The organism is Variovorax robiniae (assembly GCF_037889955.1).
Taxonomy (GTDB): Bacteria; Pseudomonadota; Gammaproteobacteria; order Burkholderiales; family Burkholderiaceae_C; genus Variovorax; species Variovorax robiniae.
Genome location: NZ_JBBKZS010000004.1, coordinates 398,438 through 423,854 on the forward strand (window position 1 = coordinate 398,438; position 25,417 = coordinate 423,854).

General features: G+C 67.7%; 24 protein-coding genes and 1 pseudogene. 10 read left to right on the plus strand and 15 right to left on the minus strand.

Going from position 1 to position 25,417, the window contains the following annotated elements; translation table 11 throughout:
* The first annotated feature begins 127 nt into the window (after positions 1-127).
* Positions 128-1,342, plus strand: coding sequence for an alkane 1-monooxygenase (locus WKW79_RS12865; RefSeq protein ID WP_340335538.1), 1,215 nt, complete (start codon positions 128-130; stop codon positions 1,340-1,342).
* A gap of 115 nt (positions 1,343-1,457) precedes the next feature.
* Here the strand turns inward: WKW79_RS12865 and WKW79_RS12870 are convergent, their stop codons facing one another.
* The 3 genes and pseudogenes from WKW79_RS12870 to WKW79_RS12875 all read right to left on the minus strand — a co-directional run bounded on the left by WKW79_RS12870 (position 1,458) and on the right by WKW79_RS12875 (position 7,392).
* Positions 1,458-4,547 carry an adenylate/guanylate cyclase domain-containing protein gene (locus WKW79_RS12870; protein ID WP_340335539.1) on the minus strand — a complete coding sequence of 1,030 codons (3,090 nt, stop codon included), beginning with the start codon at positions 4,545-4,547 and terminating at the stop codon, positions 1,458-1,460.
* A gap of 105 nt (positions 4,548-4,652) precedes the next feature.
* Positions 4,653-4,778 (minus strand): annotated as a pseudogene (locus tag WKW79_RS37030) (double zinc ribbon domain-containing protein); the annotation flags it as partial.
* A 52-nt stretch (positions 4,779-4,830) separates the two neighbouring features.
* On the minus strand, positions 4,831-7,392 hold the full coding sequence (locus WKW79_RS12875; RefSeq protein ID WP_340335540.1) for an FtsX-like permease family protein: 2,562 nt from the start codon (positions 7,390-7,392) through the stop codon (positions 4,831-4,833).
* Between the two features lie 116 nt (positions 7,393-7,508).
* Between WKW79_RS12875 and WKW79_RS12880 the strand changes: the two genes are divergently transcribed.
* Positions 7,509-7,790 (plus strand): hypothetical protein, encoded by a 282-nt coding sequence (locus tag WKW79_RS12880; protein ID WP_340335541.1) that lies wholly within the window; start codon positions 7,509-7,511, stop codon positions 7,788-7,790.
* On the opposite strand, the gene WKW79_RS12885 is transcribed toward WKW79_RS12880, so the two are convergent.
* Positions 7,732-9,033 carry an RNA polymerase sigma factor gene (locus WKW79_RS12885; protein WP_422823884.1) on the minus strand — a complete coding sequence of 434 codons (1,302 nt, stop codon included), beginning with the start codon at positions 9,031-9,033 and terminating at the stop codon, positions 7,732-7,734. The two genes, WKW79_RS12880 and WKW79_RS12885, sit on opposite strands and share 59 nt — an antisense overlap.
* Positions 8,958-9,314 carry a YciI family protein gene (locus WKW79_RS12890; RefSeq protein ID WP_340335542.1) on the minus strand — a complete coding sequence of 119 codons (357 nt, stop codon included), beginning with the start codon at positions 9,312-9,314 and terminating at the stop codon, positions 8,958-8,960. Before WKW79_RS12890 ends, WKW79_RS12885 begins: the two co-directional genes overlap by 76 nt.
* 97 nt (positions 9,315-9,411) lie before the next feature.
* On the opposite strand from WKW79_RS12890, the gene WKW79_RS12895 reads away from it, so the two are divergent.
* The gene (locus WKW79_RS12895) at positions 9,412-10,056 is read left to right on the plus strand and encodes a flavin reductase family protein (RefSeq protein ID WP_340335543.1); all 645 of its coding nucleotides are present in this window, start codon (positions 9,412-9,414) and stop codon (positions 10,054-10,056) included.
* A gap of 7 nt (positions 10,057-10,063) precedes the next feature.
* On the opposite strand, the gene WKW79_RS12900 is transcribed toward WKW79_RS12895, so the two are convergent.
* The 5 genes from WKW79_RS12900 to mutL all read right to left on the minus strand — a co-directional run bounded on the left by WKW79_RS12900 (position 10,064) and on the right by mutL (position 15,385).
* Positions 10,064-10,483 (minus strand): hypothetical protein, encoded by a 420-nt coding sequence (locus tag WKW79_RS12900; RefSeq protein WP_340335544.1) that lies wholly within the window; start codon positions 10,481-10,483, stop codon positions 10,064-10,066.
* Positions 10,484-10,702: 219 nt separating this feature from the next.
* Positions 10,703-11,350, minus strand: coding sequence for an ABC transporter ATP-binding protein (locus WKW79_RS12905; RefSeq protein WP_340335545.1), 648 nt, complete (start codon positions 11,348-11,350; stop codon positions 10,703-10,705).
* Positions 11,351-11,375: 25 nt separating this feature from the next.
* Positions 11,376-12,380, minus strand: coding sequence for a tRNA (adenosine(37)-N6)-dimethylallyltransferase MiaA (miaA, locus tag WKW79_RS12910; RefSeq protein ID WP_340335546.1), 1,005 nt, complete (start codon positions 12,378-12,380; stop codon positions 11,376-11,378).
* Between the two features lie 61 nt (positions 12,381-12,441).
* Positions 12,442-13,386 carry an alpha/beta hydrolase gene (locus WKW79_RS12915; protein WP_340335547.1) on the minus strand — a complete coding sequence of 315 codons (945 nt, stop codon included), beginning with the start codon at positions 13,384-13,386 and terminating at the stop codon, positions 12,442-12,444.
* A gap of 115 nt (positions 13,387-13,501) precedes the next feature.
* Positions 13,502-15,385 (minus strand): DNA mismatch repair endonuclease MutL, encoded by a 1,884-nt coding sequence (mutL, locus tag WKW79_RS12920; protein WP_340335548.1) that lies wholly within the window; start codon positions 15,383-15,385, stop codon positions 13,502-13,504.
* Between the two features lie 126 nt (positions 15,386-15,511).
* On the opposite strand from mutL, the gene WKW79_RS12925 reads away from it, so the two are divergent.
* On the plus strand, positions 15,512-16,180 hold the full coding sequence (locus tag WKW79_RS12925; RefSeq protein ID WP_340335549.1) for a DedA family protein: 669 nt from the start codon (positions 15,512-15,514) through the stop codon (positions 16,178-16,180).
* 115 nt (positions 16,181-16,295) lie between these two features.
* On the plus strand, positions 16,296-16,478 hold the full coding sequence (locus WKW79_RS12930; protein WP_340335550.1) for a hypothetical protein: 183 nt from the start codon (positions 16,296-16,298) through the stop codon (positions 16,476-16,478).
* Between the two features lie 92 nt (positions 16,479-16,570).
* Here the strand turns inward: WKW79_RS12930 and WKW79_RS12935 are convergent, their stop codons facing one another.
* The 3 genes from WKW79_RS12935 to tsaE form a co-directional block, all read right to left on the minus strand.
* Positions 16,571-16,849 carry a glycine zipper domain-containing protein gene (locus WKW79_RS12935; protein WP_340335551.1) on the minus strand — a complete coding sequence of 93 codons (279 nt, stop codon included), beginning with the start codon at positions 16,847-16,849 and terminating at the stop codon, positions 16,571-16,573.
* Between the two features lie 154 nt (positions 16,850-17,003).
* A complete protein-coding gene (locus WKW79_RS12940; RefSeq protein ID WP_340335552.1) occupies positions 17,004-18,542 on the minus strand; it encodes an N-acetylmuramoyl-L-alanine amidase in 1,539 nt (512 codons plus the stop codon).
* Entirely contained in the window at positions 18,539-19,039 is a 501-nt protein-coding gene (tsaE, locus tag WKW79_RS12945) for a tRNA (adenosine(37)-N6)-threonylcarbamoyltransferase complex ATPase subunit type 1 TsaE (protein ID WP_340335553.1), read from the minus strand. Before tsaE ends, WKW79_RS12940 begins: the two co-directional genes overlap by 4 nt.
* Between tsaE and queG the strand changes: the two genes are divergently transcribed.
* The gene (gene queG, locus WKW79_RS12950) at positions 19,025-20,185 is read left to right on the plus strand and encodes a tRNA epoxyqueuosine(34) reductase QueG (protein ID WP_340335651.1); all 1,161 of its coding nucleotides are present in this window, start codon (positions 19,025-19,027) and stop codon (positions 20,183-20,185) included. The genes tsaE and queG overlap by 15 nt on opposite strands.
* Here queG and WKW79_RS12955 read toward each other — a convergent pair.
* Positions 20,095-21,000 (minus strand): AEC family transporter, encoded by a 906-nt coding sequence (locus tag WKW79_RS12955; RefSeq protein WP_340335554.1) that lies wholly within the window; start codon positions 20,998-21,000, stop codon positions 20,095-20,097. The genes queG and WKW79_RS12955 overlap by 91 nt on opposite strands.
* 152 nt (positions 21,001-21,152) lie before the next feature.
* On the opposite strand from WKW79_RS12955, the gene WKW79_RS12960 reads away from it, so the two are divergent.
* From WKW79_RS12960 to WKW79_RS12975, 4 genes are all read left to right on the plus strand, one after another.
* Positions 21,153-22,127, plus strand: a complete 975-nt coding sequence (locus WKW79_RS12960; RefSeq protein WP_340335652.1) for a tripartite tricarboxylate transporter substrate binding protein BugE — start codon at positions 21,153-21,155, stop codon at positions 22,125-22,127.
* A gap of 65 nt (positions 22,128-22,192) precedes the next feature.
* A complete protein-coding gene (xerD, locus tag WKW79_RS12965; RefSeq protein ID WP_340335555.1) occupies positions 22,193-23,101 on the plus strand; it encodes a site-specific tyrosine recombinase XerD in 909 nt (302 codons plus the stop codon).
* 16 nt (positions 23,102-23,117) lie between these two features.
* The gene (locus tag WKW79_RS12970) at positions 23,118-24,101 is read left to right on the plus strand and encodes a Bug family tripartite tricarboxylate transporter substrate binding protein (protein WP_340335556.1); all 984 of its coding nucleotides are present in this window, start codon (positions 23,118-23,120) and stop codon (positions 24,099-24,101) included.
* 29 nt (positions 24,102-24,130) lie between these two features.
* Positions 24,131-24,580, plus strand: a complete 450-nt coding sequence (locus tag WKW79_RS12975; protein ID WP_340335557.1) for a MaoC family dehydratase — start codon at positions 24,131-24,133, stop codon at positions 24,578-24,580.
* Between the two features lie 26 nt (positions 24,581-24,606).
* Here the strand turns inward: WKW79_RS12975 and WKW79_RS12980 are convergent, their stop codons facing one another.
* The gene (locus WKW79_RS12980) at positions 24,607-25,413 is read right to left on the minus strand and encodes a ferritin-like domain-containing protein (RefSeq protein ID WP_340335558.1); all 807 of its coding nucleotides are present in this window, start codon (positions 25,411-25,413) and stop codon (positions 24,607-24,609) included.
* Between the last annotated feature and the right edge of the window lie 4 nt (positions 25,414-25,417).

A 25,417-nucleotide genomic window follows, 5' to 3' on the forward strand; every position in this document is an offset into this window, starting at 1 on the left:
TGACCGCACTTCATGCCCTGCCCAGGCCAACGGCGGCATGTGCATCGGGGCAGCATGGCCCGGCGTGAGGTTGCCCTTGCGGCGCTTTCGGCCAACAATGCCGAAGTCCGCAAACCGGTTTCGCGCCATGACGAAGCTCTATCTTTCCGCCGATTCCGATGACCAGCGCGTCGAGTACCGCGACAGGAAGCGCTGGTGGTGGTTGCTGTCCGTGGTATTCCCGCTGCTGCCGTTCACAGGCATGGCGTTGCACGCCGCCACCGGCCATGAGATCGCCCTGGGCTTTCCCCTGCTGATCAGCTATGGCTTGATGCCGCTGCTGGATGCGTTGATCGGAGAAGACCAGAACAATCCGCCTGAAGCCGTCGTGCCGCAGCTCGAACAGGAGCGCTACTACCGGTGGCTGACCTGGGCGACCGTGCCCCTGCATTTCGTCGCCCTGGTCGGTTGCGCCTGGTGGGTGGGAACGCATTCGCTGTCGTGGTGGGCGATCCTGATGTTCGCCTACGTGGCGGGCACCGACTCTGGCCTGGGCATCAACACCGGGCATGAACTGGGCCACAAGAACACCAAGATCGAACAGTGGCTGGCGCGCCTGGTTCTGGCGGTGCCGGCCTACGGACACTTCACGGTCGAACATGGGCGCGGCCATCACCGCTCGGTGTCGACGCCCGAGGACCATGCCAGTTCCCGCATGGGGGAGAGCATCTACCGCTTCGCCTGCCGGGAGTTGCCGGGCGGCATCCGCCGCGCGTGGCGACTGGAGTCCGAACGGCTGGCGCTCGAGAAGAAACCGGTCTGGAGCGTGCACAACACGATGCTCCAGAGCTATGCGGTGACGGCGGTGTTGCAGCTCGGCCTGATCCTCGCCTTCGGATGGGTCATGGTTCCGTTCCTCGCGGTCCACAACGTCGTGGCGTGGTGGCAGCTCACGTCGGCCAACTACGTCGAGCACTACGGCCTGTTGCGCGACCGGCTGCCCAACGGCAAGTACGAAACGCCCAAGCCCCATCACTCCTGGAACACCAACCACCTGGTCACCAACCTTGCGCTGTTCCACCTGCAACGGCACTCGGACCACCATGCCTATCCGCTGCGCCGGTACCAGTCGCTGCGGCATTTCGAGGATCTTCCGCAACTGCCGAGCGGCTACTTCGGCATGTTCCCGCTGTCGTACGTGCCCGCGCTGTGGTTCCGGGTCATGGACCCGCGGCTGCTTGCGCTGCCGCATGTGAATGGCGACTTGTCGCGCGTCAACATCGACCAGCGGCCAGCCCGCCGCGCCGCGCTCTACGCGAGATACGCCAAGACCGGCACGCCCCTGAATCCGTCGCATGCCTGACCGCGGCTGATCGATTCCGCGTGCCATGGGGGGCACGACGACGATCCGCCGGACCTCCCCTTGGTCGCGGGACAGGCCAGGGTTTGCAAGCGTGCCCGTCGCTTTCAGTCCGGGATCAATCGCGCGTAGCCAGCGCCTGGTCGATCCCCGCCAGGATCCAGCCATTGCCGGCGGCAACGGCTGTCGCACGAACGGCCTGCAGTCGCGCCACGGCCGCAGCGTCGAGCCCGGTCTGCGCCGCCGCGGAGATGGCGCGTGCCCGCTCGACCATCAATGCGACCCAGGGCAAGGGCTCGACCTGGAACCTCTGCTCCAGCAAGCCCGCATAGTGCAGCGCGCGCTGCCAGTCGCGCGCGTCGAGGCAAGCTTCCGCGGCGGCACGATAGAACCAGAGGTGGTTGTGGGCGAGTCCCGTGGCCTCCAGCATGGCTTCGCCTGAGGCCAGGTGCGCGGCCCGTTCCTCGGCGGAGTCCGCCACGCGCGCCAACCCGCCTTCAAGCGCCGCGCCGATGAATCCGATGCCGGTCTGATGGGCCAGCGCGAGCGCCTGCTCCAGGTCCTTGCGCGCCTCGGCGCGGTCGCCCCGCCGCAGCTTGTGCTCGGCGGAGAAGGACAGCACGGTCGCCTCGTAGCGCCGGGAGCCGGCCAGTCGTGCGAGCACGAGCGACTTTTCGGCCGACTCGCTGGCCTCGTCGAAACGTCCCGCCTCGGTGAGCAACTGGGTGAGCGTGGCCTGCGCGAAGACCTGCACGGGCACGACGCCAACGCGCTGCGCGTCCTCGCAGGCCGACCGGGCCTCGGCCACCGCCGCATGCAGGTCGTTGGCGTACCACAGGCAGTGGCCGATCATGCAGCGGTTGGGACCGGTGATGCGGACCTGCTCCTTGGCGCAGAGCGCGACGCAGCGCCTGAAGAAGTCGAGCGCACTGCCCATGAGACCCTGCGCGTAACGCCCGTCGCCGAGTCCGCTCAAGGCCAGTGCCTGGCTCTCCGGGTCGCCGCATTGCTCCGCAAGCTGCAGTGCAAGCTGATGCTGCGCGTCGCACTCGACGATTCGGCCCTGGGCGAAATAGAGGTTGCCCCGCGTGTGGTGGATGCGCGAGCGTTCGACGGTGAGAGCCAGCCGTTCGGCGATCGGCTGGGCCTCGCCGAGAGCCTGCATCGCCGCCGCGAAGTCACCGGTCACGCGATAGCCCGCCGCGATGCCCATCGAGGCACGGCAGCGCAGGAGCTCGTCGCCGGCCAGTTCGAGCGCACGCTGGAAGGCGGCGATCGATTCGCTCGAGCGTCCGAGCTCGCGCAACATCTCACCGCACAGCAATGCCAGCTCGCAGCCGACCGCGGCATTGCCCCGCGCCGGGTCGCTCGCCAGGGTGCCGCCGCGTTCGGCCAGCCGCAGCGCGCCTTCGAAGCGCAACCGGCCCGCTTCCTGTGTCGCTGCGCGCAGATAGGTCGCCGCGGCCGCCGTGTCTTCGGCCCGGTCGAGATGCTCGGCCTGCAGCACCAGGTCGTCGTCGCCGAACCAGCGCGCGGCGGCCAGATGCAAGTCGCGCCGCCGGCTCTTGAGGGTCGACGCGTAGACGGCCTCCTGGATCAGCGCGTGGGAGAACAGGTAGTCCGCGCCGTCGGGCCGCACGATGTCGGCGGCCACCAGCACATCGCAACTGGCATTCGGCGCGTTGGCGACGCCGCGCAGGTTGGCGAGAGAGAAGCGCTTGCCGATCACCGCGGCAGCCTGCAAGGCGGAGCGATCCGGCGGGGTGAGGCGATCCATGCGCTCCAGTACCAGGCTCTGGATCGTCGGCGGCACCGCTGGCGCGAGTCCCGGTGTCTCGCCAGCGCGTGCGGTTCGCAACAATTGCTCGAGGAACAGCGGGTTGCCCTCCGCCCGTTCGATGCACATCAGCGCGAAACGGCTCGACGCCTCCACCAGCCCCGCGGCCAGCAGCCGCGCCTCCTGCGGCCGCAACGGTGCAAGGTCGATGGTCATGAAGGCGCTGCCATGGATCGATGCCCGCCATGCCTTGTCGATCGGATCGCCCTCCACGCGCGAGGTCAGCAGCAGGATCATCGGCGCCTGCGCGGCCGCACGCGTGAGCGCCGCCGCCTGCCGCAGCAGTTCCGGCGAGGCCCAGTGGATGTCCTCGATCAGCACCAGTTGCGGACGCACCGCGGCGGCTCGCTGCAAGAGCGAACACAGCGCCTCGCTGGCGCGCCGCAGCCGGGTGGCGTTGTCCATCGCCTCGAAGATGGCCTCCAGCGGCTTCGGTTGCGGCAGGTCCAGCCACTCGTTGACGAACAGCATGTCGTCGTCCGTCACCAGCCCACGCGCGGCGGCGGCCTGTACCGCTGCGCGGCGCTGTCCCTCGTCGTCCCGCGCGTCCACCTGCAACAGCGCCTTCAGCAGCGTCGGGATGGCGTCCTGCCCCTTGCCAACGCCGAAGTCCAGCACTTGGCCCGAAGGCGTGTCGAAACCCAGTTCACGCGCGCGCGCCTGGAACTCCTCCACCAGCCTGGATTTGCCGATGCCCGCATCGCCACGCAGCAGCACCGTGGCGCCGCCGCCCGTCTCGCGCACGGCATCGAGCGCACCCACCAGCTGCCCCATCTCGGCTTGCCGCCCGACAAAGGGCATGCGCTCGCCGCGCGCCTGGCGCAGGCCGAGCACGCGCCAGAGTTCCATCGGCGCGGCGAAGCCCTTCACAGGTTGGTGGCCTGCCGACTGCACCTCGACGCTGGCGGCGACTTCGCGGTACAGCGCATCGGAGATCAGCGTTTCGCCCGCCTGGGCCAGCGCGTCGAGCCGGGCGGCGAGGTTGACCGCGTCGCCGGTGATCGAGTACTTGGCCTTGCCGCCGCCGCTGATCACCGCGGCCACCACCTCGCCCTTGGCAATGCCGATGTGAAGCCGCAGCGGCGCGCCGTGGCTGTCCGGAAGGGCGCCCGCCGCGCCGTGCATCGCCAGCGCGGCATGCAGCGCGCGCTGGGCATCGTTGCCATGTGCCACCGGTGCGCCGAACACCGCCATGATGGCGTCGCCAGCCCGGTCGATCACGCGACCACCGTGGGATTCGACCACCCCGTCCATGGCATCGAAGAACCGTCCGAGCATTTCCTGGATCTGCTCCGGGTCGCTGCTGGCGCACAGTGCGGTGTAGCCGGTGATGTCGGCGAACAGGACCGCGGCCTGGCGGCGGTCCGCCATCGTCGCGTCGACCGCTGCCGGCGACGCAACGGGCGCGGGCGCAGGGGGTGCCTCTTGCGCGGGGGGCGCTAGTGCCGTGATCTGCGCAGGCGTTCCGCATTGGCTGCAGAACCTGGCCTGCGCCGAAAGCTCACGGCCGCAGTTCACGCATTGCCGCGCCAGCGCGGTTCCGCATTCCTCGCAGAACCTGGCCCCCTGCGAATTCGGATGGCGACACTGTGGGCACTGCATCCGGCGAGTTTCATCGCTGGCGGCCGCAGTGTCGAGGGCTCCAAGGGCCGCCCTACCAGTCTTCCTTCACCGCGAGCACCGCATCACTTCCGGCCGCCGCACGGCCCGCCAGCCACGCCGTCACCGTGCCGGCCGCAATGACCGCGGCGCACAGCGCAATCAGGCGATTCCAGGGCACCAGCATGTCCATGGTCCAGTGGAAGCTCTGCGGGTTCACCACCTTCACCAGCACCACCGACACCGCCAGCCCCAGCGCGATGCCTGCGAATGCGCCGATCACCGTCCAGGCCGCGCCTTCACCTGCGACCACGGCCAGCACTTGTCGCCGCGTGAACCCAAGGTGCGCGAGCAGCCCGAACTCCTTGCGCCGCGCCAGCACCTGCGCGCTGAAACTCGCGGCCACGCCGAACAGGCCGATCGCGATCGCCACCGCCTGCAGCCAGTAGGTGACCGCGAAGCTGCGGTCGAAGATGCGCAACGAGGTCGCGCGCAACTCGCCCACCGACGCGAACTCCAGCGCATCGCCCGCGAGCTGCCTTTGCGCTGCAAGCGTGCGAATGCCTTGCTGCACGCGTGATACATCGGTACCCGGCGCGAGCCACAACGAGACGTCGTTGACGCTGCGGTCAGAGGTCAGCCGTTCGAAGTCCCGCGCATCCAGCACGATGGAGCCGAACTGCCGCACATAGTCGCGCCACACGCCCGCCACGAAGAAGTCGACGGGCGGCTTGCCGTCGCGCTCGAAGGTCCTGGCCAGCGGTGCGAACGAGGTCCCAGGCCGCGCGCCGTAAAGATCCGCGACCGCCTCGCTCACGTAGATCGCGACACTCCCCGCAGGCGCCTTGACCGCCTCGCCCACCAGCGGCAGGGCTTGTGTCGCATCGCCGGCGAAGGTGCGTGCGAGCAGCGTCACAGGCGGCTGCGTGGCCGCCAGCGAAACCTGCCGCGCGCGCACCGTGCTGACGCGGGTCACGCCCTCGACGTGCGCGATGTCCTTCACCAGGTCGGGCCCGAACGCACCCGTGTCGCTGGCACTTCCCGACCCGCCCACATTGGCCGCGCGAAGATAAAGATCGGCCGGCAGCACCACGTCCAGCCAGCGCGTCACCGAATCCCGAAAGCTCGCGACCATCACCGTGAGCGCCACTGCCAGGCTCAGGCTCGCGACCACGCCACTGACGGCCACCGCCGCGGTGCCACGCATGCGCCGCGCGCGCTCCACCGCCAGGAGCGGCAGCAGGCGCCTGGCCATCACGGGCGCCAGCCGGTCGTAGATCAACGCGATCAGTCCCGGCAGTCCGGTGATGCCGCCGACCAGCAACAGGCCCACCGACAAGTAGGCGGCGATGGGCACGCCGTACACGGCCGGCGCGAAGGCCAGCAACGCGCCGCCGACGACCAGCACGACCGCGATCCATTGCCGCCCGGACCCTGCCGGCGCGGAGCCCAGTCCCTTCAGCGTCTGCGCCTCCGGCAGCGCTTGCGCCGCCCGCGCCGGATGCCAGCCCCCCACCATCGCGGCCAGCACGCCCAGCGCGCCGTACGACAGTGCCGCCGCCGTGCTCCACTGCAGAGCCGGCGCCACCCCGGCAAAGTAGCCGCCGCCCAGGTCCCCGCCCAGCACCTGCAACGCGAAGGCCGCCAGCGCCGTGCCGAGCCCGATGCCCGCCAGGCTGCCCGCGACGCCCAGCACCAGCGATTCGACCAGCACCAGCCGAAGCCGCTGCTTCGGTGTCAGCCCGAGCACACCCAGCAGCGCGAACTGCTGCGCCCGCTTGGCCACGCTGAGCGCCAGCACCGAGAACACCAGGAACGCACCGGTGAACAGCGCCACCAGCGCCAGCACCGTGAGGTTCACGCGATAGGCCCGCGACAGGTTGCTCACGCGCTGCGCCGCGTCGCCGGGCTCCGCGATCTGCACCGCCGCCGGCCAGCCGGCCGACTGCTGCAGCGACCGCGTGAACGCAGCCCGATCAACACCCGGCGCCAGGCGCAGGTCGATGCGCGTGAGTTGCCCGCCACGCCCGAAGAAGTCCTGCGCCGCGCCGATGTCCATCACCGCCAGCGGCTTGCCTCCCGCCGCCACGCTGCCCGAGACCTCCACGCGACGCATGCCGGACCCAGTGCGCAACTCGATGGAGGCCACGTCGCCCAAGGCCGCGCGTGCACCCGCGTTCAGGAAGATCGCGCCCGGTGCCAGCAGCGCGAGGCGTTGCGCGCCGTCCGCAGGCTTCGGAACCAGCTCCGGCGCGATCGAAGGCAGCGCCAGCGCATCCACGCCGATCACGCGAATCGCCACTGGCGCCGACAGGCTCGGCACCAGCGCGACCGTGTGTGTCTCCAGCACCGGACTCGCCAGCGCCACGCGTGGATCGGCAACGACACGCGCGAACAGCGACTCCTCGAAGCTGCCCTGCGAGGCACGCAACTCCAGGTCAGGCTGCCCGTTGACCGACCGCACCGCACTCGAAAACTCATCCAGCGCCGAGGCATTGATGAGCTGCACCGAAAAGGCCAGCGCCACCCCCAGCATCACCGCCACCACGGCCGCCGCGTTGCGCCACGGATGGTGGCGCAGTTCCTGCCAGGAGAAGGTGGAGAGCAGGGCGCGCATGCCGCGATTGTGGCGTGTGGGAAAAGTCCCGGAATCGTGAAGCGCGCCCTTGGCCGCAACGCCCGCCGCCTCAAGAATGCGCCCCAGACATCGAAAACAAATCAGGGAGACCCGTCATGGCCTTGCAAGACCTCGCCTTGAGCGTGCGTGAAATGAGTCCCGGCACCTATTCATGGGTGATCCTCCAGGGCACCGGCGAACAGGGCACGTTCACCAACTATTCGGAGTTCGAAACCTCCGAGTTCACCCACCCCAGCTATTCCGACGCATTGGTCGCCGGCTTCTCCAGGCTGCGGGCACTTGGAGGGCGCGACGGTCCGCGCTGGCTCGGGCCCGCCGTCAACCTGCTCCCGACGCGACGCGCGCCAGATGGGCCCGCACGGCAGGGTGTGCGCTGAGACCGATCGCGCGTTGATACGCAGCTTGGGCCTCAGTCGTCCGTCCAGCCTCCGCCAGCAGATGGGCGCGCGCTGCCCACCATGGCTGGTAGTTCACCACCACCTCAGCATCGAGCAGATCAAGCGCCGCAAGTCCTGCAAGCGGCCCCTCGGCACGCGCCACCGCGCAGCAACGGCTGACTTGCGCGCCGACGCTCGGCCGCAGCGCCAACAGCCCATCGTAGAGCGACACCAGCGCAGCCGCGGGCACGTCGGCACCGAGCCGCCGTTGCGTGTGCGCCGACTGGATCGCGGCCTCGAGCTGATAGGGCCCCGGGGCCGCGAGGCTCGCCGCATGCCGCAGCGCGTGTTCGGCCTCGCCGATCATCGGCCGGTTCCATTGCGCGGTGTCCTGCGCATCCAGCGGCACGTAGGCCCCGGCGCCGTCCCGTCGCGCTGACGCGCGCGATTCGCAGAAGAGCATCAGCGCCAGCAGCCCCAACGGCTCCGGCTCGGCGGGCATCAGGCGGCAGAGCAGGGCGCAAAGTTCGATCGCCTCGTTGCTGAGGCGGCGCGTGCTGTCGGTGCCGTCGATGTCGTCCCAACCCGTGCCGTAGGCGGCATAGATGCCGTCGAGCACGTCGAGCAGGCGATCCGGCAGGTCGCGCGCCTCGGGGAACTCGAAGGGAATGCCGGCTTGCCGGATGCGTGACTTGGCACGTGTCAGCCGCTGTCCCAGGGTGGCCGGCGCGGTGAGGAAGGCGCCGGCCATGCGTTGCACGTCGAGGCCGAGCACGGTCTGCAGCATCAGCGGCGTGCGCGCCACCGCATCGATGGCCGGGTGCGCGCAGACAAAGAGCAGGCGCAGCCGCTCGTCGGGCACGGCGCCGGCTGCCTCGCTTTCGGTGAATTCGTCGGCCAGCAGGTGCAGCGTCTGCGCGGCGGCTTCGCGCACCTGGTCGTGGCGCCATGCGTCGAGCGTGTTGCGCCGCGCCGCCGTCACCAGCCATGCGGCGGGGTTGTCGGGTACGCCGGTGCGCGGCCAGGTTTCCAGGGCGCTTTCGAAGGCATCGGCAAGCGCGTCCTCGGCCAGCGCGATATCGCGGGTGCGCGCCGACAGGATCGACAGCAGCCGGCCGTAGGAGTCGCGCGCCGCGCGCTGGGCGGCATCGCGTGCCGCCTCCGCGCTCACATCGCGTCGCGCGGCATCACCGGGCGCACTTCCACGCCGCCGGTCGAGGCGCAGGGCGCGCGAGCCGCCCATTCCAGCGCGGCGTCGACGTGCGGCACGTCGAGCACGAAGTAGCCGCCGAGTTGCTCCTTGGTGTCGGCAAAGGGACCGTCCTGTACCTGGCGCTTGTCGCCCCGCACGCGCAGCGTGGTGGCGGTGGAGGGCGGCAGCAGGCCGTCGCCGCTCACCACGGTGCCGGAGCCGTAGACGGCCCCCACATAGGCCATCCAGCTGGCCTTGTGCGCTTCGGCACGCTCGTCGCCGTACTTGGCGAGATCATCGGGGGTGACGTAGAACATCAGCATGTATTGCATGGTCTGGCTCCTTGGAGAAGGGGTTGATGAGCAGTATGGCTCGCCTCCATGACGCGCGGGCGCGCTGCGTTTCGACAGCGCGGCTGAAAAAAGCGCGATGCGATATCTTCGATACATGCTCCAGCCGACCGACATGCATTTCTACGAGCCGCGCAACGGCACAGGCCTCCCGCATGACCCCTTCAATTCGATCGTGGGCCCACGCCCCATCGGCTGGATCTCCTCGCGCGGCGCCAACGGCGGCGTGAACCTCGCACCCTACAGCTTCTTCAACGGCTTCAACTACACGCCGCCCATCGTCGGCTTCGCCAGCATCGGCTACAAGGACACGGTGCGAAACATCCGCGAGACGCGCGAGTTCGTCTGGAACCTGGCCACACGCCCGCTCGCCGAGCAGATGAACGCAAGCTGCGCCATGGTCCCGCCGGAAGTCAACGAGTTCGAACTGGCCGGCCTCACGCAGGTGCCATCTCGCCTTGTCTCGCCGCCGCGCGTGGGAGAGAGCCCGGTGGCATTCGAATGCCGCATGACGCAGTCTTTCCAGTTGCAGTCCGCTGATGGTGCTGCGATCGAAACCTGGATGACGTTGGGCGAGGTGGTCGCGGTGCACATCGACCGCTCGCTCATCAAGGACGGTGTGTACGACACCGCCGCTGCGCGCCCGATCCTGCGGGGCGGAGGACCGGCCGACTATTTCGAGATATCGCCTGAATTGCGCTTCAGGATGCGGCGCCCGGGCTGAATCGGGTTCAGTGCGCTTGCGGTTGAGGGATGGGTCGCACTGCGGCCGGCTCATCGCCCGATGGCGGCATGCGCATGAATTCGGCCAAGTGCAAGTCGTCCGGCACGGTATCGACGATCTGTTCCATGTAGGCCGGGTAATTGGCGGTGCGCAGAAGCAATTCGATGCCGGCGCGACCCAGCTTCTGGCGGACCATTTCGCAACGCGTGCGCAGCATCTGGATGACGCGCTGCTCGGCCTCAAGCAAGGCCAGGCGGGCCTCGAACCAGGGCCTGAATTCTTCGGCTGTCGGCCATGACTGCGGCGGTTGCAGGGCCCAGAAGTCCTTGCTGCGGCGCGGCAGCGCTTCATAGGCGTTCTTGTCTGCAAGATACGCGGCTTCAAGGGCGTCGGTGACTTGGCGATATTCCTCACGCAAGCTGGGCATAACGGGTGTTTTCCTGCTGAAGGGCCTCCAGTATGAGTGTGTCAAAGCGTTTCAAATCACCCGTTTGTCGGATCTCAAGAAATATTTCTTGACATTTGAAAAGGACGTAAACCCTAAGAATTACTTTTGGCCGAATGGTACGCAGCTGTGTACTTTTTTCGGTCCCGAAAACGCAACGGAGCCGCCCGGAATACGGTTTGAAATACGTCGGAAATTCAGTCAGGAAGCGACGCCATCGGCACGCAAATGCAGCACCCGATCGGCACGCGCCGCCGCCGCTTCCGAATGCGTGACCAGCACCAGCGAAGCGCCGTGTTCCCGTGTTTGCCGCACCAACACATCCATCACGCGCGCGGCAGTGGTGGGGTCGAGATTGCCGGTCGGTTCATCGGCCAGCAGCAGGCTGGGGCGATGAACCAGCGCCCGTGCAATGGCCACGCGCTGCAATTGCCCGCCGGAAAGCTGCTGCGGCAAGCGTCCGCCGAGGCCATCCAGGCCTACGACTGACAACATCTGTTGCACCCGAGCTGCATCGATGTTGCCGAGCAGCATCAGAGGCAGGGCGACGTTCTGCGCCACATCCAGATGCGGCAGCACATGGAATGCCTGGAAAACGAAGCCCACATGCCGCCGACGCCAGAGCGCACGCGCCTCGTCGTCGAGCGTGCCCAGCGCAATGCCGTCGTGCCGGACGCTGCCCGCGTCCCAACTGTCCAGCCCGGCCATGCAATTGAGCAGCGTGGACTTGCCCACGCCCGATTCGCCGACGATGGCAACGAATTCGCCGGCCGCGACTTCAAGCGACACATGCTCGAACACGATCGCATCGCCGTAGTGCTTGGCCAGATCCTCGACCTGGAGGGTCATCGCGGCCTCCGCCAAGGATCAAGCTTCATTCGATACCTTGGGCGGCGCATACCAATCGCGCGACGGCGCCCGGCGCCTCGGCGGGCACGATGCGACGGCCCGGCATGCTGCGCAGCCAGGTGATCTGCCGCTTGGCAAGCTGCCGGGTGGCGGCGATGCCGCGCTCGCGGAACTCGACGGCCAACCGGGTGTGATACGAAGCGCCTCGCGCCTGCTCGTCGAGGAACTCCCACGCCTGCCGATACCCGACGCAGCGCATCGACGGCATGTCGGGCCGCAGGTCGCCACGGGCCCGCAGCGCACGCACCTCGTCGAGGAAACCATCGTCCAGCATCGCATCGAAGCGGCGCGCGATGCGTTCGTGCAGCCAGGCCCGGTCCGTCGGTTCGAGTGAAAAGAGGATGCCCGCAGGCGACCCGGCCGCATCGGCACGCTCCGCATTCCGTGCCGTATGAAAGCTCGACAGCGGCTGCCCGCTCGCATGCCACACCTCCAGCGCGCGCTGGATCCGTTGGCTGTCGTTCGGCGAGAGGCGAGCGGCGGTGACGGGATCCACCTCGGCCAGCTTCGCGTGCATCGCGGGCCAGCCCAGCGCGGCGCCTTCCGAATCGAGGCGCGCGCGCACCTCGGGTTCGGCGGCGGGCATCGCGTCGATTCCATCGATCAGCGCCTTGAAGTACAGCATCGTGCCGCCGACGAGCAGCGGCAGGCGGCCGCGCGCGCGGATTTCCGCGATCAGCCGCGTGGCGTCGGCGACGAAGGCAGCGGCGTTGTAGCTTTCGCTCGGGTCGCGGATGTCGATGAGGTGATGCGGCACGGCGGCGAGTTCGGCGGCACTGGGCTTCGCGGTGCCGATGTCCATGCTGCGATAGACCAGCGCCGAATCGACGCTGACGATCTCGACCGGGCGTTCGCGCGCCAGTGCCAGCGCGGCGGCCGTCTTGCCGCAGGCCGTGGGGCCGGCGATGCCGACCCACGTCGCCGCGGGGGCCGAAGGGGAAGCGGCCATGTCGGCGGTGGAAGAGGGCATGCGCCCGAGGTTAACAAACGGACGGGTCGGAAAAGCCGCTGCCGCCGCGGGGGGCCGAGGCTCAGAGCTGCCGGCCGCCGTCGTACGGCCGCATGGCCGCGGCGCGCGGTGGCAGTGCCGGGACCGACTCGGCCTGTTGCTGCACAGCAGAAGGGTCCGACGCCTTCACGCTGAACAATTCCTCCACCGCCTCCCGGTATTCCGACCCGCCCACCGTGTTGGTGTTGTGATGCGAACCGTTCTGCACCAGCACGAACTTCTTGGGGCCCGTCGCCGCGTCGTAGAGCTTGCGACCAAGTTCGGGCCGGATCAGGTTGTCGAGCGCCCCATGCACCACCAGCAGCGGCGCGCCGATGTCCTTGACCTTGGCAACGGCGTCGAAGGGCTGCGTGATGAACGGCTGGAACGGCAGCCAGCCCCACTTGAAGCTGCTGACCACGTCGGAGATCGAGGTGAAGGTGCCTTCGACAATGACGCCGCTCTCGTCCTTCACACTGGCCGCCAGGTCGATGCCGATGGCGCCGCCCAGCGAGTGCCCGAAGATGTAGCGGCGCTGTTGCGGATGGCGCGCCGCGAGCCAGGTCCAGGCGGCCCGCGCATCCTCGCGTGCGGTGTCTTCCGAGGGCAAGCCCTTGGTGCTCTTGCCGAAGCCGCGGTAGTCGATGGCCAGCACCGAGAAGCCCAGTTCATTCATCCGCCGGATGCGGGGCGCCGAACCGCTGACGTTGTAGCGGGCGCCGTGCAGGTACAGCAGCACGGGCGTGTCGGCGGACTCAGGCTTGGCGCCCAGCCAAAGTCCATGCAGGCGAGCCGGCTCGCCGGTGAGCGAGGAGCGGAAGTCGATCCAGACCTGCTCCATGCCGGCCGTCTGCTCGGCCGTATTGCCCCAGCTTCGGTCACTGGGCTGGAAGATCCATTCGCGCTGGCGCTCGTCGAGCGTGGAGCAACCACCCGCGAAAAGCGCAGTCAAGGCAATGGCCGAAGCGAGGAAGGACCAACGTTTCATGTGTCGCAAAGGGAGACTTGGCTGGCGCGAAAGTTCCGGCGGCCTGCCAGCAATGGCCGCGACAAGCTCATGCAACGCGCGTGCCCGTCAAACGGACGACAACGTGTCTTAAATGTTACCGGCCGCGCAGAAAAAGCGCATCCAGTTCGCGCAGCGACAGTTGCCGCCACGTCGGCCGGCCATGGTTGCACTGGTCGGAGCGTTCGGTGGCCTCCATCTGGCGCAGCAGGGCGTTCATTTCGTCCAGCGTCAGGCGCCGGTTGGCCCGCACCGCGCCGTGGCAGGCCATGGTCGACAACAGTTCGTTCTGGGCGCGCTGCACCACCGTGCTGGCGTCGTGCTGGCCCAGTTCGGCGAGCACGCTGCGGGCGAGTTCGACTGGGTCGCCATCGGCCAGCGTGCCCGGCACCGCGCGCACCGCCAGGGTGCGCGGCGAGAAGGGCGTGATCTCCAGGCCCAGCGTCGCCAGCACGGCGGCGCAGGCCTCGGCCGTGGCCACCTCCTGCGGCGTCGCGGCGAAGGTGGCGGGAATCAGCAGCGGCTGGCTGGTGATGGCGGCACCTTCGAGTTGGGTCTTGAGCCGCTCGTAGACGATGCGCTCATGGGCCGCATGCATGTCGACGATGACCAGGCCCTGGCTGTTCTCGGCCAGCACGTAGATGCCCTGGAGCTGGGCGATGGCGCGGCCCAGCGGCCATGCATCGGCGTTGGCGTCGCCCGTGCTGGGCAGGGGCGCGGCGGGCTGGAAGGTGGCGGGGAGGGGGCTGGCGGGCTGGAATGCGGGCGCTTGCGTCGGCCACGCATCCGTCGCCGGCGGGGCGGTGGGCCGGTCGAAGCGCTGCGTAGGCCACATCGCAGCCGCATCGCCGAGGCCGCGCTCTGATGCGAAGTGGATGGCCGGCTGTGCCCATCGTGGCGTTTCGACCGGCACAGACTGTTTGAAAAATGGCGCAGCGGGCACGTTGACCGCGTCGCCCGCGCGCGGTGCGGCGAGCGCATCCTCGATCGCATGCCGAACCGCCTGGTGCACCTCGCGGCCATCGCGGAAGCGCACTTCGATCTTGGTCGGATGCACGTTCACGTCCACGCGCGCCGGGTCGATTTCCAGGTACAGCACGTACACCGGCTGGCGCTGGCCATGCAGCACGTCTTCATAGGCGCTGCGCACCGCATGGGCCAGCACCTTGTCGCGGACGAAGCGGCCATTGACGTAGAAGAACTGCTGGTCCGCGCGCGACCGGGCGGCGTCCGGGATGCCCGCCCGGCCGACCACGCGCACGGCGCCGCCCGGCCGATCCACCGCCACGCTCTGCGCCACGAATTCGTCGCCCAGCACATCGCCCAGGCGCTGCAACTGGAGTTCGGCGCCCGAGGCGGCGCGCCATTGCTCGACCAGCTTGCCTTCGTGCCAGATCGAGAAACCGACATCCGGACGGGCCAACGCGTGCCGGCGCACCGCCTCGACGCAGTGCGCGAGTTCGGTGGCATCCGTCTTCAGGAACTTGCGGCGCGCGGGCGTGGCGTAGAACAGCTCGCGCACTTCGAGCGTGGTGCCGACGGCGCGCGCCACCGGACGCAACTCGCCGGTGCGGCCATCGAGCGCCCACGCGTGCTCGGCGCCGGCTGCGCGCGAGAGCAGCGACAGGTCGGCGATGGCGTTGATCGCCGCCAGTGCCTCGCCGCGGAAGCCCATCGTGCCCACCGTCTCGAGCTCATTCAGGCTGGCAATCTTGCTGGTGGCATGGCGACGCAGGGCCACGGTGAGTTCATCGCGCGGGATGCCTCCGCCGTCGTCCTCGACCGAAATCAGCCGCACGCCGCCGGCTGACAGGCGCACCGTGATTTCACGTGCGCCGGCGTCCAGCGCGTTGTCGACCAGCTCGCGGACCACCGAGGCAGGCCGCTCCACCACTTCGCCAGCGGCGATCTGGCTGATCAGCTCGTCCGGCAGTTCGCGGATGGGGCGGCGGGTGGAGGCGGTGGGGAGGGGGGCGTTCACGGGGTGATTCTAGGAGTCGCCGGGTGGGGGGCGGGGGCGCGCGCGGGCATGGATTCCGTGGTGGATGCCCAGACTGTCCAGCGGCCCTAAAGGCAGCCATCCACGCCCCCTCGATAATCTCCCGCCATGGACATCATCAGCTTTCTCGTCGACTTCATCCTTCACGTCGACAAACACCTCGAAGCATTCGTCATCGCTTACGGCCCCTGGGTCTACGCGCTGCTTTTCCTGATCGTCTTTGTCGAGACGGGCGTCGTGGTGATGCCCTTCCTGCCGGGTGATTCGCTGCTCTTCATCGTCGGCGCCTTGTGCGGCGTCGGCCACATGGACTTTGGCCTGGCCTGTGTGGTGCTGATTGCCGCGGCCATCCTGGGGGACCAATCCAACTTCGCGATCGGGCGCTTCTTCGGGCCGAAGGTCTTCCAGTGGGAGAACTCCCGCTTCTTCAACAAAAAGGCCTTCGACCAGGCGCATGCGTTCTATGAACGCTACGGTGGCGTGACCGTGATCCTGGCGCGCTTCATGCCGTTCATCCGCACCTTCGCGCCCTTTGTGGCCGGCGTGGCGGACATGAATCGGGCCAAGTTCACGATGTTCAACGTCGTTGGGGCGTTGATCTGGGTGCTCGGGATTGCGACCGCCGGCTACTTTTTCGGCAACCTGCCGTTCGTGCGCGAGCACCTCGACAAGATCATCTGGGCGCTGATCTTCATTCCCGGGGTGATGGCGATCTTTGGCGCCTGGCGCGCCGGACGCGCGGAGCGTGCGCGCGCGGCGGCGGCGTTGCAGAAATAGGCTGGAAACCAGAGCCTTGCAATCCTGAAACAATTTGTGACTTTGTTCTGTTATTGTCATTTCCTACGCCGTGCGACAAATTGCGAATGCGTGGTCGCCGCGTAGCATGCACTTCATGCAAGCCCCTCCCACCGACTCCTCCGAATACGCCGCGCTTCTTGAAAGCATTGGCTCCGCGGTCCGGTTGCCTGCCTCGGTGCGCGAGGAGGACGACACGACTCGTCATCCCTGGGCGTTTCGCGCGCTGGCGATGACCCAGGCATTCCTGGCGATGGCATCCGCGCGACCGACCGCCTGAGCGCTTCCGTTCACCCAAGCGAAAGGCGTGTCGATGACACGCCTTTTTGCTGTCCGGCCTTCTGTGCGCCGGCTCCGATCCGATCAATGCGCTCAGTTGCTGGGGCCGTTGTAGGGGTAGTAGTTGTTGCGGTAGTTGTTGTTGTAATTGCGCTGGTCCGCATTGCGGCCCACTTCATTGCCGATCAGGCCACCAATCGCTGCGCCCCCAACCGTCGCTGCGGTGTTGCCACCAATGGCTTGGCCTGCCAAGGCACCGCCGACCGCGCCGACGCCCAGGCCGAGCTGCTGGTTGGGGCCCGTACCGGCACAACCCACCAAGGTCATCACCGAAGATGCTGCTGCGGCTGCGATCCAGAGACGTGTGTTCATGATGTCCACCTTTCGTTTTAAAGATGAAATCATTGTGTGAATGCGCTTCAGCGGGGGTGTAGGAGTCGGCCCCGGTTATTTGCGCGACACGGCGCGGGCCTTGTGCGCGCGCAAGGCCCGGCCAACAGCCGGCATTCAACCGGCCCGGCGAGGCCTACAACTGCCGGCTGCGAGCCAGCGGCGGGTTCTGCGCGAAGTAGCGCTGGATGCCGCGCATCAGTGCATCGGCCAGGTTGTCCTGGTAGCTCGCGCGGCGCAGGTTGGCCTCTTCTTCCGGGTTGCTGATAAATGCGGTCTCCACCAGCACGCTCGGAATGTCGGGCGCCTTCAGCACCGCGAAGCTGGCCTGCTCGACCTCGCCCTTGTGCAGGCGGCCGACGTTGCGGATCTCGCCCAGCATTGCGCCGCCGAGCTTCAGGCTGTCATTGATCTGGGCCGTCGTGCTCATGTCGAGCAACGCGCGCTGCACCTGCACCTCGTGCCCGCCGACGTTGATGCCGCCGACCTTGTCCGCCTCGTTTTCCTTGTTGGCCAGCCAGCGCGCCGCGCTGCTCGATGCGCCGCCCTGGCTCAACGCGAACACGCTGGCACCGCGTGCGGCGGGCGTGGTGAAGGCATCGGCGTGGATGCTCACGAACAGGTCGGCCTGCACGCGGCGGGCCTTCTGCACGCGCACGCCCAGCGGCACGAAGAAGTCGGCGTCTCGGGTCAGGAAGGCGCGCATCGGATTGCCGTTCACACTGGCCGCGTTGATGCGGTCGCGCAGCTTGAAGGCGACCTGCAGCACGATGTCCTTCTCGCGCGTGCCGGCCGGCCCGGTGGCACCGGGGTCTTCGCCGCCATGGCCGGGATCGAGCGCGACGATGATGAGGCGATCGGTGCGGCTGGCCGTGGCGACGCTGGGGGCAGCCGGCGCTGCGGCAGGCGGTGGCTTGACCGGGTTGACGCCGACGACCGCCGGCAAGGTCGGCGGCGCAGACAGCGGTGGTGGGCTGTTGCGGCCCGCGCCCTGCGGCAGGGGCGGGGCGGGCCGCATCGACTGCTGCGCCATCAGGTCGCCGAGCGCGTCGCCGGTCGAAGGTGCGGCGCGCGTGGCGTCTTGCGCCTCGCCGGGGCGCGACAGTTCGCGCGGGGCGATGCCGGCCACCGTGGTGTCTGCATTGCCCTTGGCGGTGGAGGCGGGCGCGTCGCGCAGGCGCTCGGCAATGAGCGCCTCCATCGGATCGACCGCCTGTTGCGGATACAGGTCGAGCACCAGCCGATGCTGGTAAGCGGCCACCGGTGCGAGCGAGAACACCTGCGGCACCACGGCCTGCTTCAGGTCGAACACGATGCGCACCACGTTCGGCGAGTTCTGTCCGACGCGAAGGCCGTTGATGTACGGGTCACCCGGCTTGATCTTGCCGACCAGTTCGCGCAGCGCCGGGTTCAGTTCGATGCCTTCGATGTCGATGGCCAGCCGCGGCGGGTTGCCGACCACGAGTTGCTGCGTCTGCAGGCGCCCGTCGGATTCGATGGTCACGCGGGTGTAGTCGGCCGCCGGCCAGACGCGCACGGCCATGATGGTCGCGCCGTGCGCGATTTCCTGCACGCCGAGCAGCAGCACCAGGCTGCCTGCCTTCAACAGGTTGCGGCGGCTCGGATGCTCGGCCTTCATCGAGACATTCGTGGGGCGGCCCGGCACTGCGCTCATTCAATGAAGCCCATCAGCAACTGCCGGCCGCGGGCGGTGTTCGCGTGCAGGTGAACGGTGCGGGACTGGTCGGTCATTGCTTCGATTTTAATAGCAAGGTCCGCAAGCGGAATGCGGCCTGCGGCATTGCCTGGCCATTCCGCGAGCTTGAGGCCCGGGCCCGCGAAAATGTCACGGAAGCCGGCGTCCTCCCATTCCTGCGGGTCGCTGAAGCGATAGAAGTCGAAATGGTAGATCGCGAGTCCATCGGGCGCTTCGTGCGGCTCGACGACCGCATAGGTCGGGCTCTTGATGCGGCCGCTGATGCCGAGCGCGCGCAGCAGGTGCCGCACGAAGGTGGTCTTGCCGGCGCCGAGGTCGCCATGCAGTTCGACGAAGGCATCGCGCAATGCCGGCTTGTGCGCCAGCGTCTGCGCAAAGGCCGCGGTGTCCTCTTCGGAGTGCCAGACGCGCACGGCGTCTTGCGTTTCTACAATCGGCAGGTGATCGGCAGCCATCCACTCGTGATTCGTATTCAGGCGCTGGCCCGGGAACTCGGATTCTCCCAAATCGGCGTGACAGGCATCGACTTGTCCAGTGCCGAGCCGGGTCTGATGGCCTGGCTGGCCGAGGGCTTCCATGGCGACATGCATTACATGGCGGCCCATGGTGCGCGTCGTGCGCGACCGGCGGAGTTGGTGCCGGGCACGGTGAGCGTGATCACCGCGCGCATGAACTACCTGCCGCGCGACACGCCCGCCGATTGGCAAAGCATCGAGTTCGATCGACTCAAGCGGCCGGGCGAGGCCATCGTGTCGCTCTATGCACGAGGGCGCGACTACCACAAGGTGCTGCGTTCGCGCCTGCAAAAGTTGGCCGACCGGATCGCGGCGGAAGTGGGACCCTTCGGCCATCGTGTCTTCACCGATTCGGCACCGGTTCTGGAGGCTGAGTTGGCGTCGCGCAGTGGGCAGGGCTGGCGTGGCAAGCACACGCTGGTGCTGGACCGCGAGGCGGGCTCGATGTTCTTCCTCGGCGAGATCTATGTCGACATGGCGCTGCCCGCGAGCGAGCCGGTGACCGCGCATTGCGGAAGCTGCACCGCCTGCATCGACATCTGCCCGACGCAGGCGATCCTGAGTGCCCATCGGCTCGATGCGCGGCGCTGCATCTCCTATCTCACCATCGAGCATGCGGGGCCGATTCCACTCGAGTTGCGACCCTTGATCGGAAACCGCATCTACGGTTGCGATGACTGCCAGTTGATCTGCCCCTGGAACAAGTTCGCGCAGCGCAGCGCGTTGCCGGACTTCGATCCGAGGGAGGGTTTGACGGGGCGGCATCTGGCGGAGTTGATAGCGTGGACCGAGGATGAGTTCCTTCGACTGACCGAGGGCAGCCCAATTCGTCGCATCGGGCACGAGCGGTGGTTGCGCAACCTGGCCGTGGGCCTTGGCAACGCTCTACGCATAACGCCTTCGGATACGGGATTGGTTGACGCGCTGCGAGCCCGGCTTGCGCACCCGTCCGCGCTGGTGCGCGAGCATGTCGAATGGGCGCTCGGGCAGGCCGGCTACCTCAGCACGCCCAGTGCGAAGGGCAGGCTCAGCACGCCGAGCATCGTCGACAGCGTCACCAGCCCCGCGACGAACGGGCCGTTGTAGCCCATGCGTGCCGCGAGCACGTAGGCACTGGAAGCGGTCGGCACGGCGGAGAAGGCCATGAGCACGCTGGCCTGCGTCGGCTCCAGGTGCAGCAGGCGCGACAGGCCGAAGGCAACCAGCGGCAGGATCAGGTGCCGGATCGACAGCACACACGTTGCCAGCAACTTGCCGCGTGCGAGCGTGGCGAACTGCATGCCTGCGCCCGCGGCCATCAGGCCCAACGCCAGCGAGGCGGCGCCGATGCGCGAGAGGGTCGGTTCCAGCCACGGCGGCACCCTGAAGCCGAGCACGTTGGCCAGCAGGCCGGTCGCGGTCGCAATGATCAGTGGGTTGCGTATCAACTGCCGCAGGAAGCCCGTCTGCGCGTGTCGGGCCATCGGCCAGACGGCGGCCACGTTGAGCAATGGCACGCAGACGCCGATCAGCACCGCGATCAGCAACAGCCCTTGCGGCCCCGCCAGGCGATCGGCCAGTGCGAGACAGATGAAGGAATTGAAGCGGAACGAAACCTGCGCGCTGGCCGCGTGGTCGGCGCGATCGATGCGGCGGCCCAGCCAGGGAAGGTAGGGCAAGGCATACGACAGCCCGACGCCGCACAGGCTCATGGCCACGCCGGCGCCCAGCATTTCGGAGGTCGCTGCGAAATCGAACGGGCTGCGCACGATCGAATGGAACAGCAGCACGGGAAAGAGAAAGTAGTAGACGAGGCTTTCGACCTGATCCCACACGCGGCGGTCGAGCGCGGTGAAGCGGCACAAGAGCCAGCCGCAGGCGATCAGCGAGAAATCGGGGAAGAGCAGTTGCGCATAGTTCACGAGAGGGCTGTCTTGCAGGATGGCTGCGCATTAAATGGCGCACCGCCGAGCATACGCGGCGCTTCCTCGGGGTATATCAGGGCGCTGCCTGACAGGCATGCCGCTAGCATGCGGCGCATGCTCGCAAATTTGTACTGGAGAGTTGTCATATGTTGAATCGTCGTCAATGGGGGGTCGTCGCGGGAGCCGCTGCCCTGGTTTCATTCGCAGGGCAGGCCTGGGCACAGGGCTATCCCAACAAGCCGATCGAATTGAGCGTGCCCTTCGCGCCCGGTGGCACCACCGACATCGTTGCCCGCGTCATATCCGAGCCACTGGCCAAGGTGCTGGGGCAGCCTGTGATCGTGATCAATCGCCCGGGCGGTGGCGGCATCGTCGGTGCGGCCGAAACCGCGCGGGCCGCGCCGGATGGCTACAAGCTCGGCGTGGCCACCGTGTCGAGCACGGCGGCCAATCCGGCCATCAATCCGAAGACGCCCTACGACCCGATCGCCGATTTCACCCCGATCACCAACATCGCCGCCACGCCGAACATCATCGCGGTGAACCCGAGCTTCCCGGCGAAGAACTACGCGGAGTTCGTCGAGGTCCTGAAGAAGAACCCGGGCAAGTATTCGTATGCCTCGTCGGGCACCGGCGGCATCGGCCACCTGCTGATGGAGTTGTACAAGAGCCTGACCGGAACCTTCGTCACGCACATTCCCTACCGCGGCGCGGGCCCTGCGCTGAACGACGTGGTGGCCGGCCAGGTGATGGTCATGTTCGACAACATTCCCTCGGCCATGCCCTTCATCAAGGCAGGTCGGCTCGTGCCCATCGTGGTGTCCGCGCCGCAGCGGCTGAAGGAATTGCCCAACGTGCCGACCTTCAAGGAAGTCGGATTGGAGCCGGTCAACCGCATGGCCTACTACGGCATCCTCGGACCGAAGAACCTGCCCAAGGAAGTGGTCGACAAGATCGCCGACGGCGTGAAGAAGTCGGTGGAAGACCCAGCCGTGAAGAAGCGCATCGAGGACACCGGCTCGCTCATCGTGGCCAACACGCCCGAGCAGTTCGCGGCGCAGATCAAGGCTGAATTCGCGGTCTACAAGGACGTGGTCAAGAAACAAAAGCTCACGCTGGATTGACCACGGTCGAGGTTCACCAGAAGCCGCCTGCGGGCGGCTTCTTCGTTTTGGGTATGGTTGCGTCCATGACCGTCGTCGAGCCCCCTTCCCAAAGCTCCGCCATCACGGACTTCGTCGATGCGCTGTGGCTGGAGCACGGCCTGGCGAACAACACGCTGGAGGCCTACCGGCGCGACCTTGAACTGTTCGAGCGCTGGCTCGCGGGACGCGATGTCGCGCTCGACGCCACGCAGGAACATCACATCCAGGCCTACATGGGCGCCAAGCTCGCCGACAAGGGCAAGGCCACTTCGGCCAACCGGCGGCTCACCGTGTTCAAGCGCTACTTCCGCTGGGCCTTGCGCGAGCGCCGCATCACCGCCGATCCGACCCTGCGACTCAGCCCCGCGCGGCAGTCCCTGCGCGTGCCCAAGACGCTGACCGAGCAGCATGTGGAAGACCTGCTCGCCGCGCCGGAAATCGACACGCCGCTCGGCCTGCGCGATCGCGCGATGCTCGAACTCATGTACGCGAGCGGGCTCCGCGTGAGCGAACTGGTCACGCTCAAGGTGCTGAACATGAGCCTCAACGATGGCGTGCTGCGCGTTGTCGGCAAGGGCAGCAAGGAGCGGCTGGTGCCGTTTGGCGGCGAGGCGCGTCGATGGATCGAGCGCTACATCAAGGAGGCGCGCCCTGACATCCTCGATGGCCAGCAAACTGATGACCTCTTCGTCACCGCGCGCGGCTCCGGCATGACGCGCGTGATGTTCTGGATCATCGTGAAGAAGCATGCGCTGCGGGCCGGCATCGATGTGCCGCTGTCGCCGCACACCCTGCGGCATGCATTCGCCACGCACCTGCTCAACCATGGTGCCGACCTGCGCGCGGTGCAACTGTTGCTGGGCCATGCCGACATCTCCACGACGACGATCTATACCCACGTCGCGCGCGAGCGCTTGAAGCAGTTGCACGCGCAGCATCATCCGCGCGGCTGAGAAGGAGGGAGCCTTGATGTTGAATCCGAACTTGTCCCGCCGCGACTTTGCGGTCACCGCACTTGCCGCGTCTGCGCTCTGGAGCGCCGGCGTCCGCGCCCAGGCCCTTCCCAAGGTGCTTCGCATCGTCGTGGCCTACCCGGCGGGTGGCGTCAGCGACAACGTGGCGCGCGCCCTGGGCGAGAAGCTCGCGGCGCAACTTGGCACGACGGTGGTCATCGAGAACAAGGCCGGCGCCAGTGGAAGCATCGGCATGGACGCGGTGGCCAAGTCCGCGCCCGACGGCGCCACGCTGTGCTTCTCGGCGGTGAGCCCGCTGGTGCTGAATCCGCATCTGGCGAAGTCGCCATTCGATCCATTGAAGGACATCGTGCCGGTGGCGAGCGTGATGTATTCGCCGGTGCTGCTGCTGGCCACGCCGGCCGAATCGGCGAAGGACTTCAGGGCGCTGATCGCCCAGGCAAAGGCCAGGCCCGGCGCCATCCGCTGGGCCACATCTGGCCTGGGTTCGCTCGGCCACATCGTGTTGGCGCAGTTGCGCGCGAGTGCCGGTATCGACGTCACGCATGTTCCGTACAAGGGAGGCGGCCAGCAACTGACCGACGCACTGGGCGGGCAGTTCGAGATCCTCTCGACGAATGCCGGTCCGACGCTCACGGCGCACATCCAGAGCGGCAAGCTGCGGCCGCTCGCCGTGGGCGCGCCTGCGCGGCTGGAGAGCCTGCCGGCCGTGCCGACGCTTGGCGAACTGGGCTTCGAGACCGCAAACCTGTCGTCGTTGTTCGGCGTGTTCGCGCCGGCCCGAACGCCAGGCGCGCTGGTCGAGCGCTACAACGCCGAGATCAACAAGGCGCTCGAAAGCCCCGAACTGCGCGGCAAGTTGCTGTTGACGGACAACGTGCCGACGACGCGCAGCGCGGGCGACTTCGCGAAGGCGATCGCGTCGGAGTACGAGAACAACGGGCGCATCATCAAGGCCGCGAACATCAAGGCAGAGTGAGCGCAAAGGTATTCAAACAGGAGCAAGCCATGACGGACAAGACGCTGTACCTCGACGATCTCAAGGTCGGCGATCGTTTCGAGAGCGAAGGGCACGAGATCGATGCGGAGCAGATCAAGGCCTTTGCCCGGCTGTTCGACCCCCAGCCCTTCCACACCGACGAGGAGGCCGCGAAGAACAGCTTCTTCGGCGGCCTGGCGGCCAGCGGATGGCACACCGCCGCGATCACGATGCGCCTGCTCGTGACCAGCGGCCTGCCGCTGGCCGATGGCATCATCGGCGCGGGCGGGCAGATCAGCTGGCCGAATCCCACGCGGCCGGGCGATGTGCTGCGTGTCGAATCGGAAGTGATGGAGATCGTGCCATCGCGCTCGAAGCCCGATCGCGCCATCGTGCAGTTCCGTTGCGAGACGCGCAACCAGCGTGGCGAGGTGCTGCAGCACTTGCTGCCGAAACTGGTCGTGATGCGCCGGCGGTAGACGCTCGGGTTGATCGAAGGCGGGGATCAGTCGGCTTGCGAGAGCGCGCCCAACTCCTCGTCCGTGAACCCCGCGCGCGAGCGGGCGTCGAGGTTGAAGGGTGGACGCAGCCGCGGCGCCTCGTGGCGGCGATAAAGCAGGCGGTAGTGCCCGATCGGGTCCAGCCCCTCGCGCTCGCACAGCCAGCGATACCAGCGATTGCCGATGGCCACGTGGCCGACCTCGTCGCGCAGGATGATGTCGAGGATGGCGCTCGCCGCCAGCGCATCCGGCGTGCCGATGCGGGCCAGCTTGGCCTGGATCAGCGGCGTGGCATCGAGCCCGCGCGCCTCCAGCGTGCGAGGCACCAGCGCCATGCGCGCCGTCACGTCGTCCTTCGTCTTCTCGCACATGGTCCACAGGCCGTCGTGCCCGGGAAAGTCGCCATAGCGAAAGCCCATGCCCTGCAAATGCGCATGCAGCAGCGTGAAGTGCTGTGCCTCCTCGTCGGCCACGCGCCACCAGTCGCGGTAGTAGGCCTCGGGCATGCCGCCGAAGCGCCAGACCGCATCGAGCGCGAGATTGATGGCGTTGAATTCGATGTGGCAGATGGCGTGGATCAGCGCCGCACGGCCCTCGTCCGTGAAGGGGGAGCGCTGCGGCACCGCGGTGGCTGCAACACGGACCGGTCGCGCCGGCCGGCCCGGCACGCCGGTCTCGTCGACCGTGCCGCGCAGTTCATCCGATGCAATGGGATGCAGGGCCGCCAACGCCGCTGCCGCGCGTGTCGTGGCCACTTTTTCTTCGGGATCTGTGATGCGCAGCGCGGCAAGGGCGCTCAGGCGATGGTGCATCCCT

Excerpts from the sequence above, each read along its gene's own strand:
- WKW79_RS12915 (WP_340335547.1), bottom strand. The coding sequence starts at position 13,386 with ATGAAACGTTGGTCCTTCCTCGCTTCGGCCATTGCCTTGACTGCGCTT.
- WKW79_RS12970 (WP_340335556.1), top strand. The coding sequence starts at position 23,118 with ATGTTGAATCCGAACTTGTCCCGCCGCGACTTTGCGGTCACCGCACTT.
- WKW79_RS12875 (WP_340335540.1), bottom strand. The coding sequence starts at position 7,392 with ATGCGCGCCCTGCTCTCCACCTTCTCCTGGCAGGAACTGCGCCACCAT.
- WKW79_RS12940 (WP_340335552.1), bottom strand. The coding sequence starts at position 18,542 with ATGAGCGCAGTGCCGGGCCGCCCCACGAATGTCTCGATGAAGGCCGAG.
- WKW79_RS12895 (WP_340335543.1), top strand. The coding sequence starts at position 9,412 with ATGCGATATCTTCGATACATGCTCCAGCCGACCGACATGCATTTCTAC.
- WKW79_RS12905 (WP_340335545.1), bottom strand. The coding sequence starts at position 11,350 with ATGACCCTCCAGGTCGAGGATCTGGCCAAGCACTACGGCGATGCGATC.
- WKW79_RS12880 (WP_340335541.1), top strand. The coding sequence starts at position 7,509 with ATGGCCTTGCAAGACCTCGCCTTGAGCGTGCGTGAAATGAGTCCCGGC.
- tsaE (WP_340335553.1), bottom strand. The coding sequence starts at position 19,039 with ATGGCTGCCGATCACCTGCCGATTGTAGAAACGCAAGACGCCGTGCGC.
- WKW79_RS12980 (WP_340335558.1), bottom strand. The coding sequence starts at position 25,413 with ATGCACCATCGCCTGAGCGCCCTTGCCGCGCTGCGCATCACAGATCCC.
- miaA (WP_340335546.1), bottom strand. The coding sequence starts at position 12,380 with ATGCCCTCTTCCACCGCCGACATGGCCGCTTCCCCTTCGGCCCCCGCG.
- WKW79_RS12925 (WP_340335549.1), top strand. The coding sequence starts at position 15,512 with ATGGACATCATCAGCTTTCTCGTCGACTTCATCCTTCACGTCGACAAA.
- WKW79_RS12885 (WP_422823884.1), bottom strand. The coding sequence starts at position 9,033 with ATGGGCGGCTCGCGCGCCCTGCGCCTCGACCGGCGGCGTGGAAGTGCG.
- WKW79_RS12975 (WP_340335557.1), top strand. The coding sequence starts at position 24,131 with ATGACGGACAAGACGCTGTACCTCGACGATCTCAAGGTCGGCGATCGT.
- WKW79_RS12900 (WP_340335544.1), bottom strand. The coding sequence starts at position 10,483 with ATGCCCAGCTTGCGTGAGGAATATCGCCAAGTCACCGACGCCCTTGAA.
- xerD (WP_340335555.1), top strand. The coding sequence starts at position 22,193 with ATGACCGTCGTCGAGCCCCCTTCCCAAAGCTCCGCCATCACGGACTTC.
- WKW79_RS12890 (WP_340335542.1), bottom strand. The coding sequence starts at position 9,314 with ATGCAATACATGCTGATGTTCTACGTCACCCCCGATGATCTCGCCAAG.
- WKW79_RS12930 (WP_340335550.1), top strand. The coding sequence starts at position 16,296 with ATGCAAGCCCCTCCCACCGACTCCTCCGAATACGCCGCGCTTCTTGAA.
- WKW79_RS12865 (WP_340335538.1), top strand. The coding sequence starts at position 128 with ATGACGAAGCTCTATCTTTCCGCCGATTCCGATGACCAGCGCGTCGAG.
- WKW79_RS12870 (WP_340335539.1), bottom strand. The coding sequence starts at position 4,547 with ATGGCGGACCGCCGCCAGGCCGCGGTCCTGTTCGCCGACATCACCGGC.
- WKW79_RS12935 (WP_340335551.1), bottom strand. The coding sequence starts at position 16,849 with ATGAACACACGTCTCTGGATCGCAGCCGCAGCAGCATCTTCGGTGATG.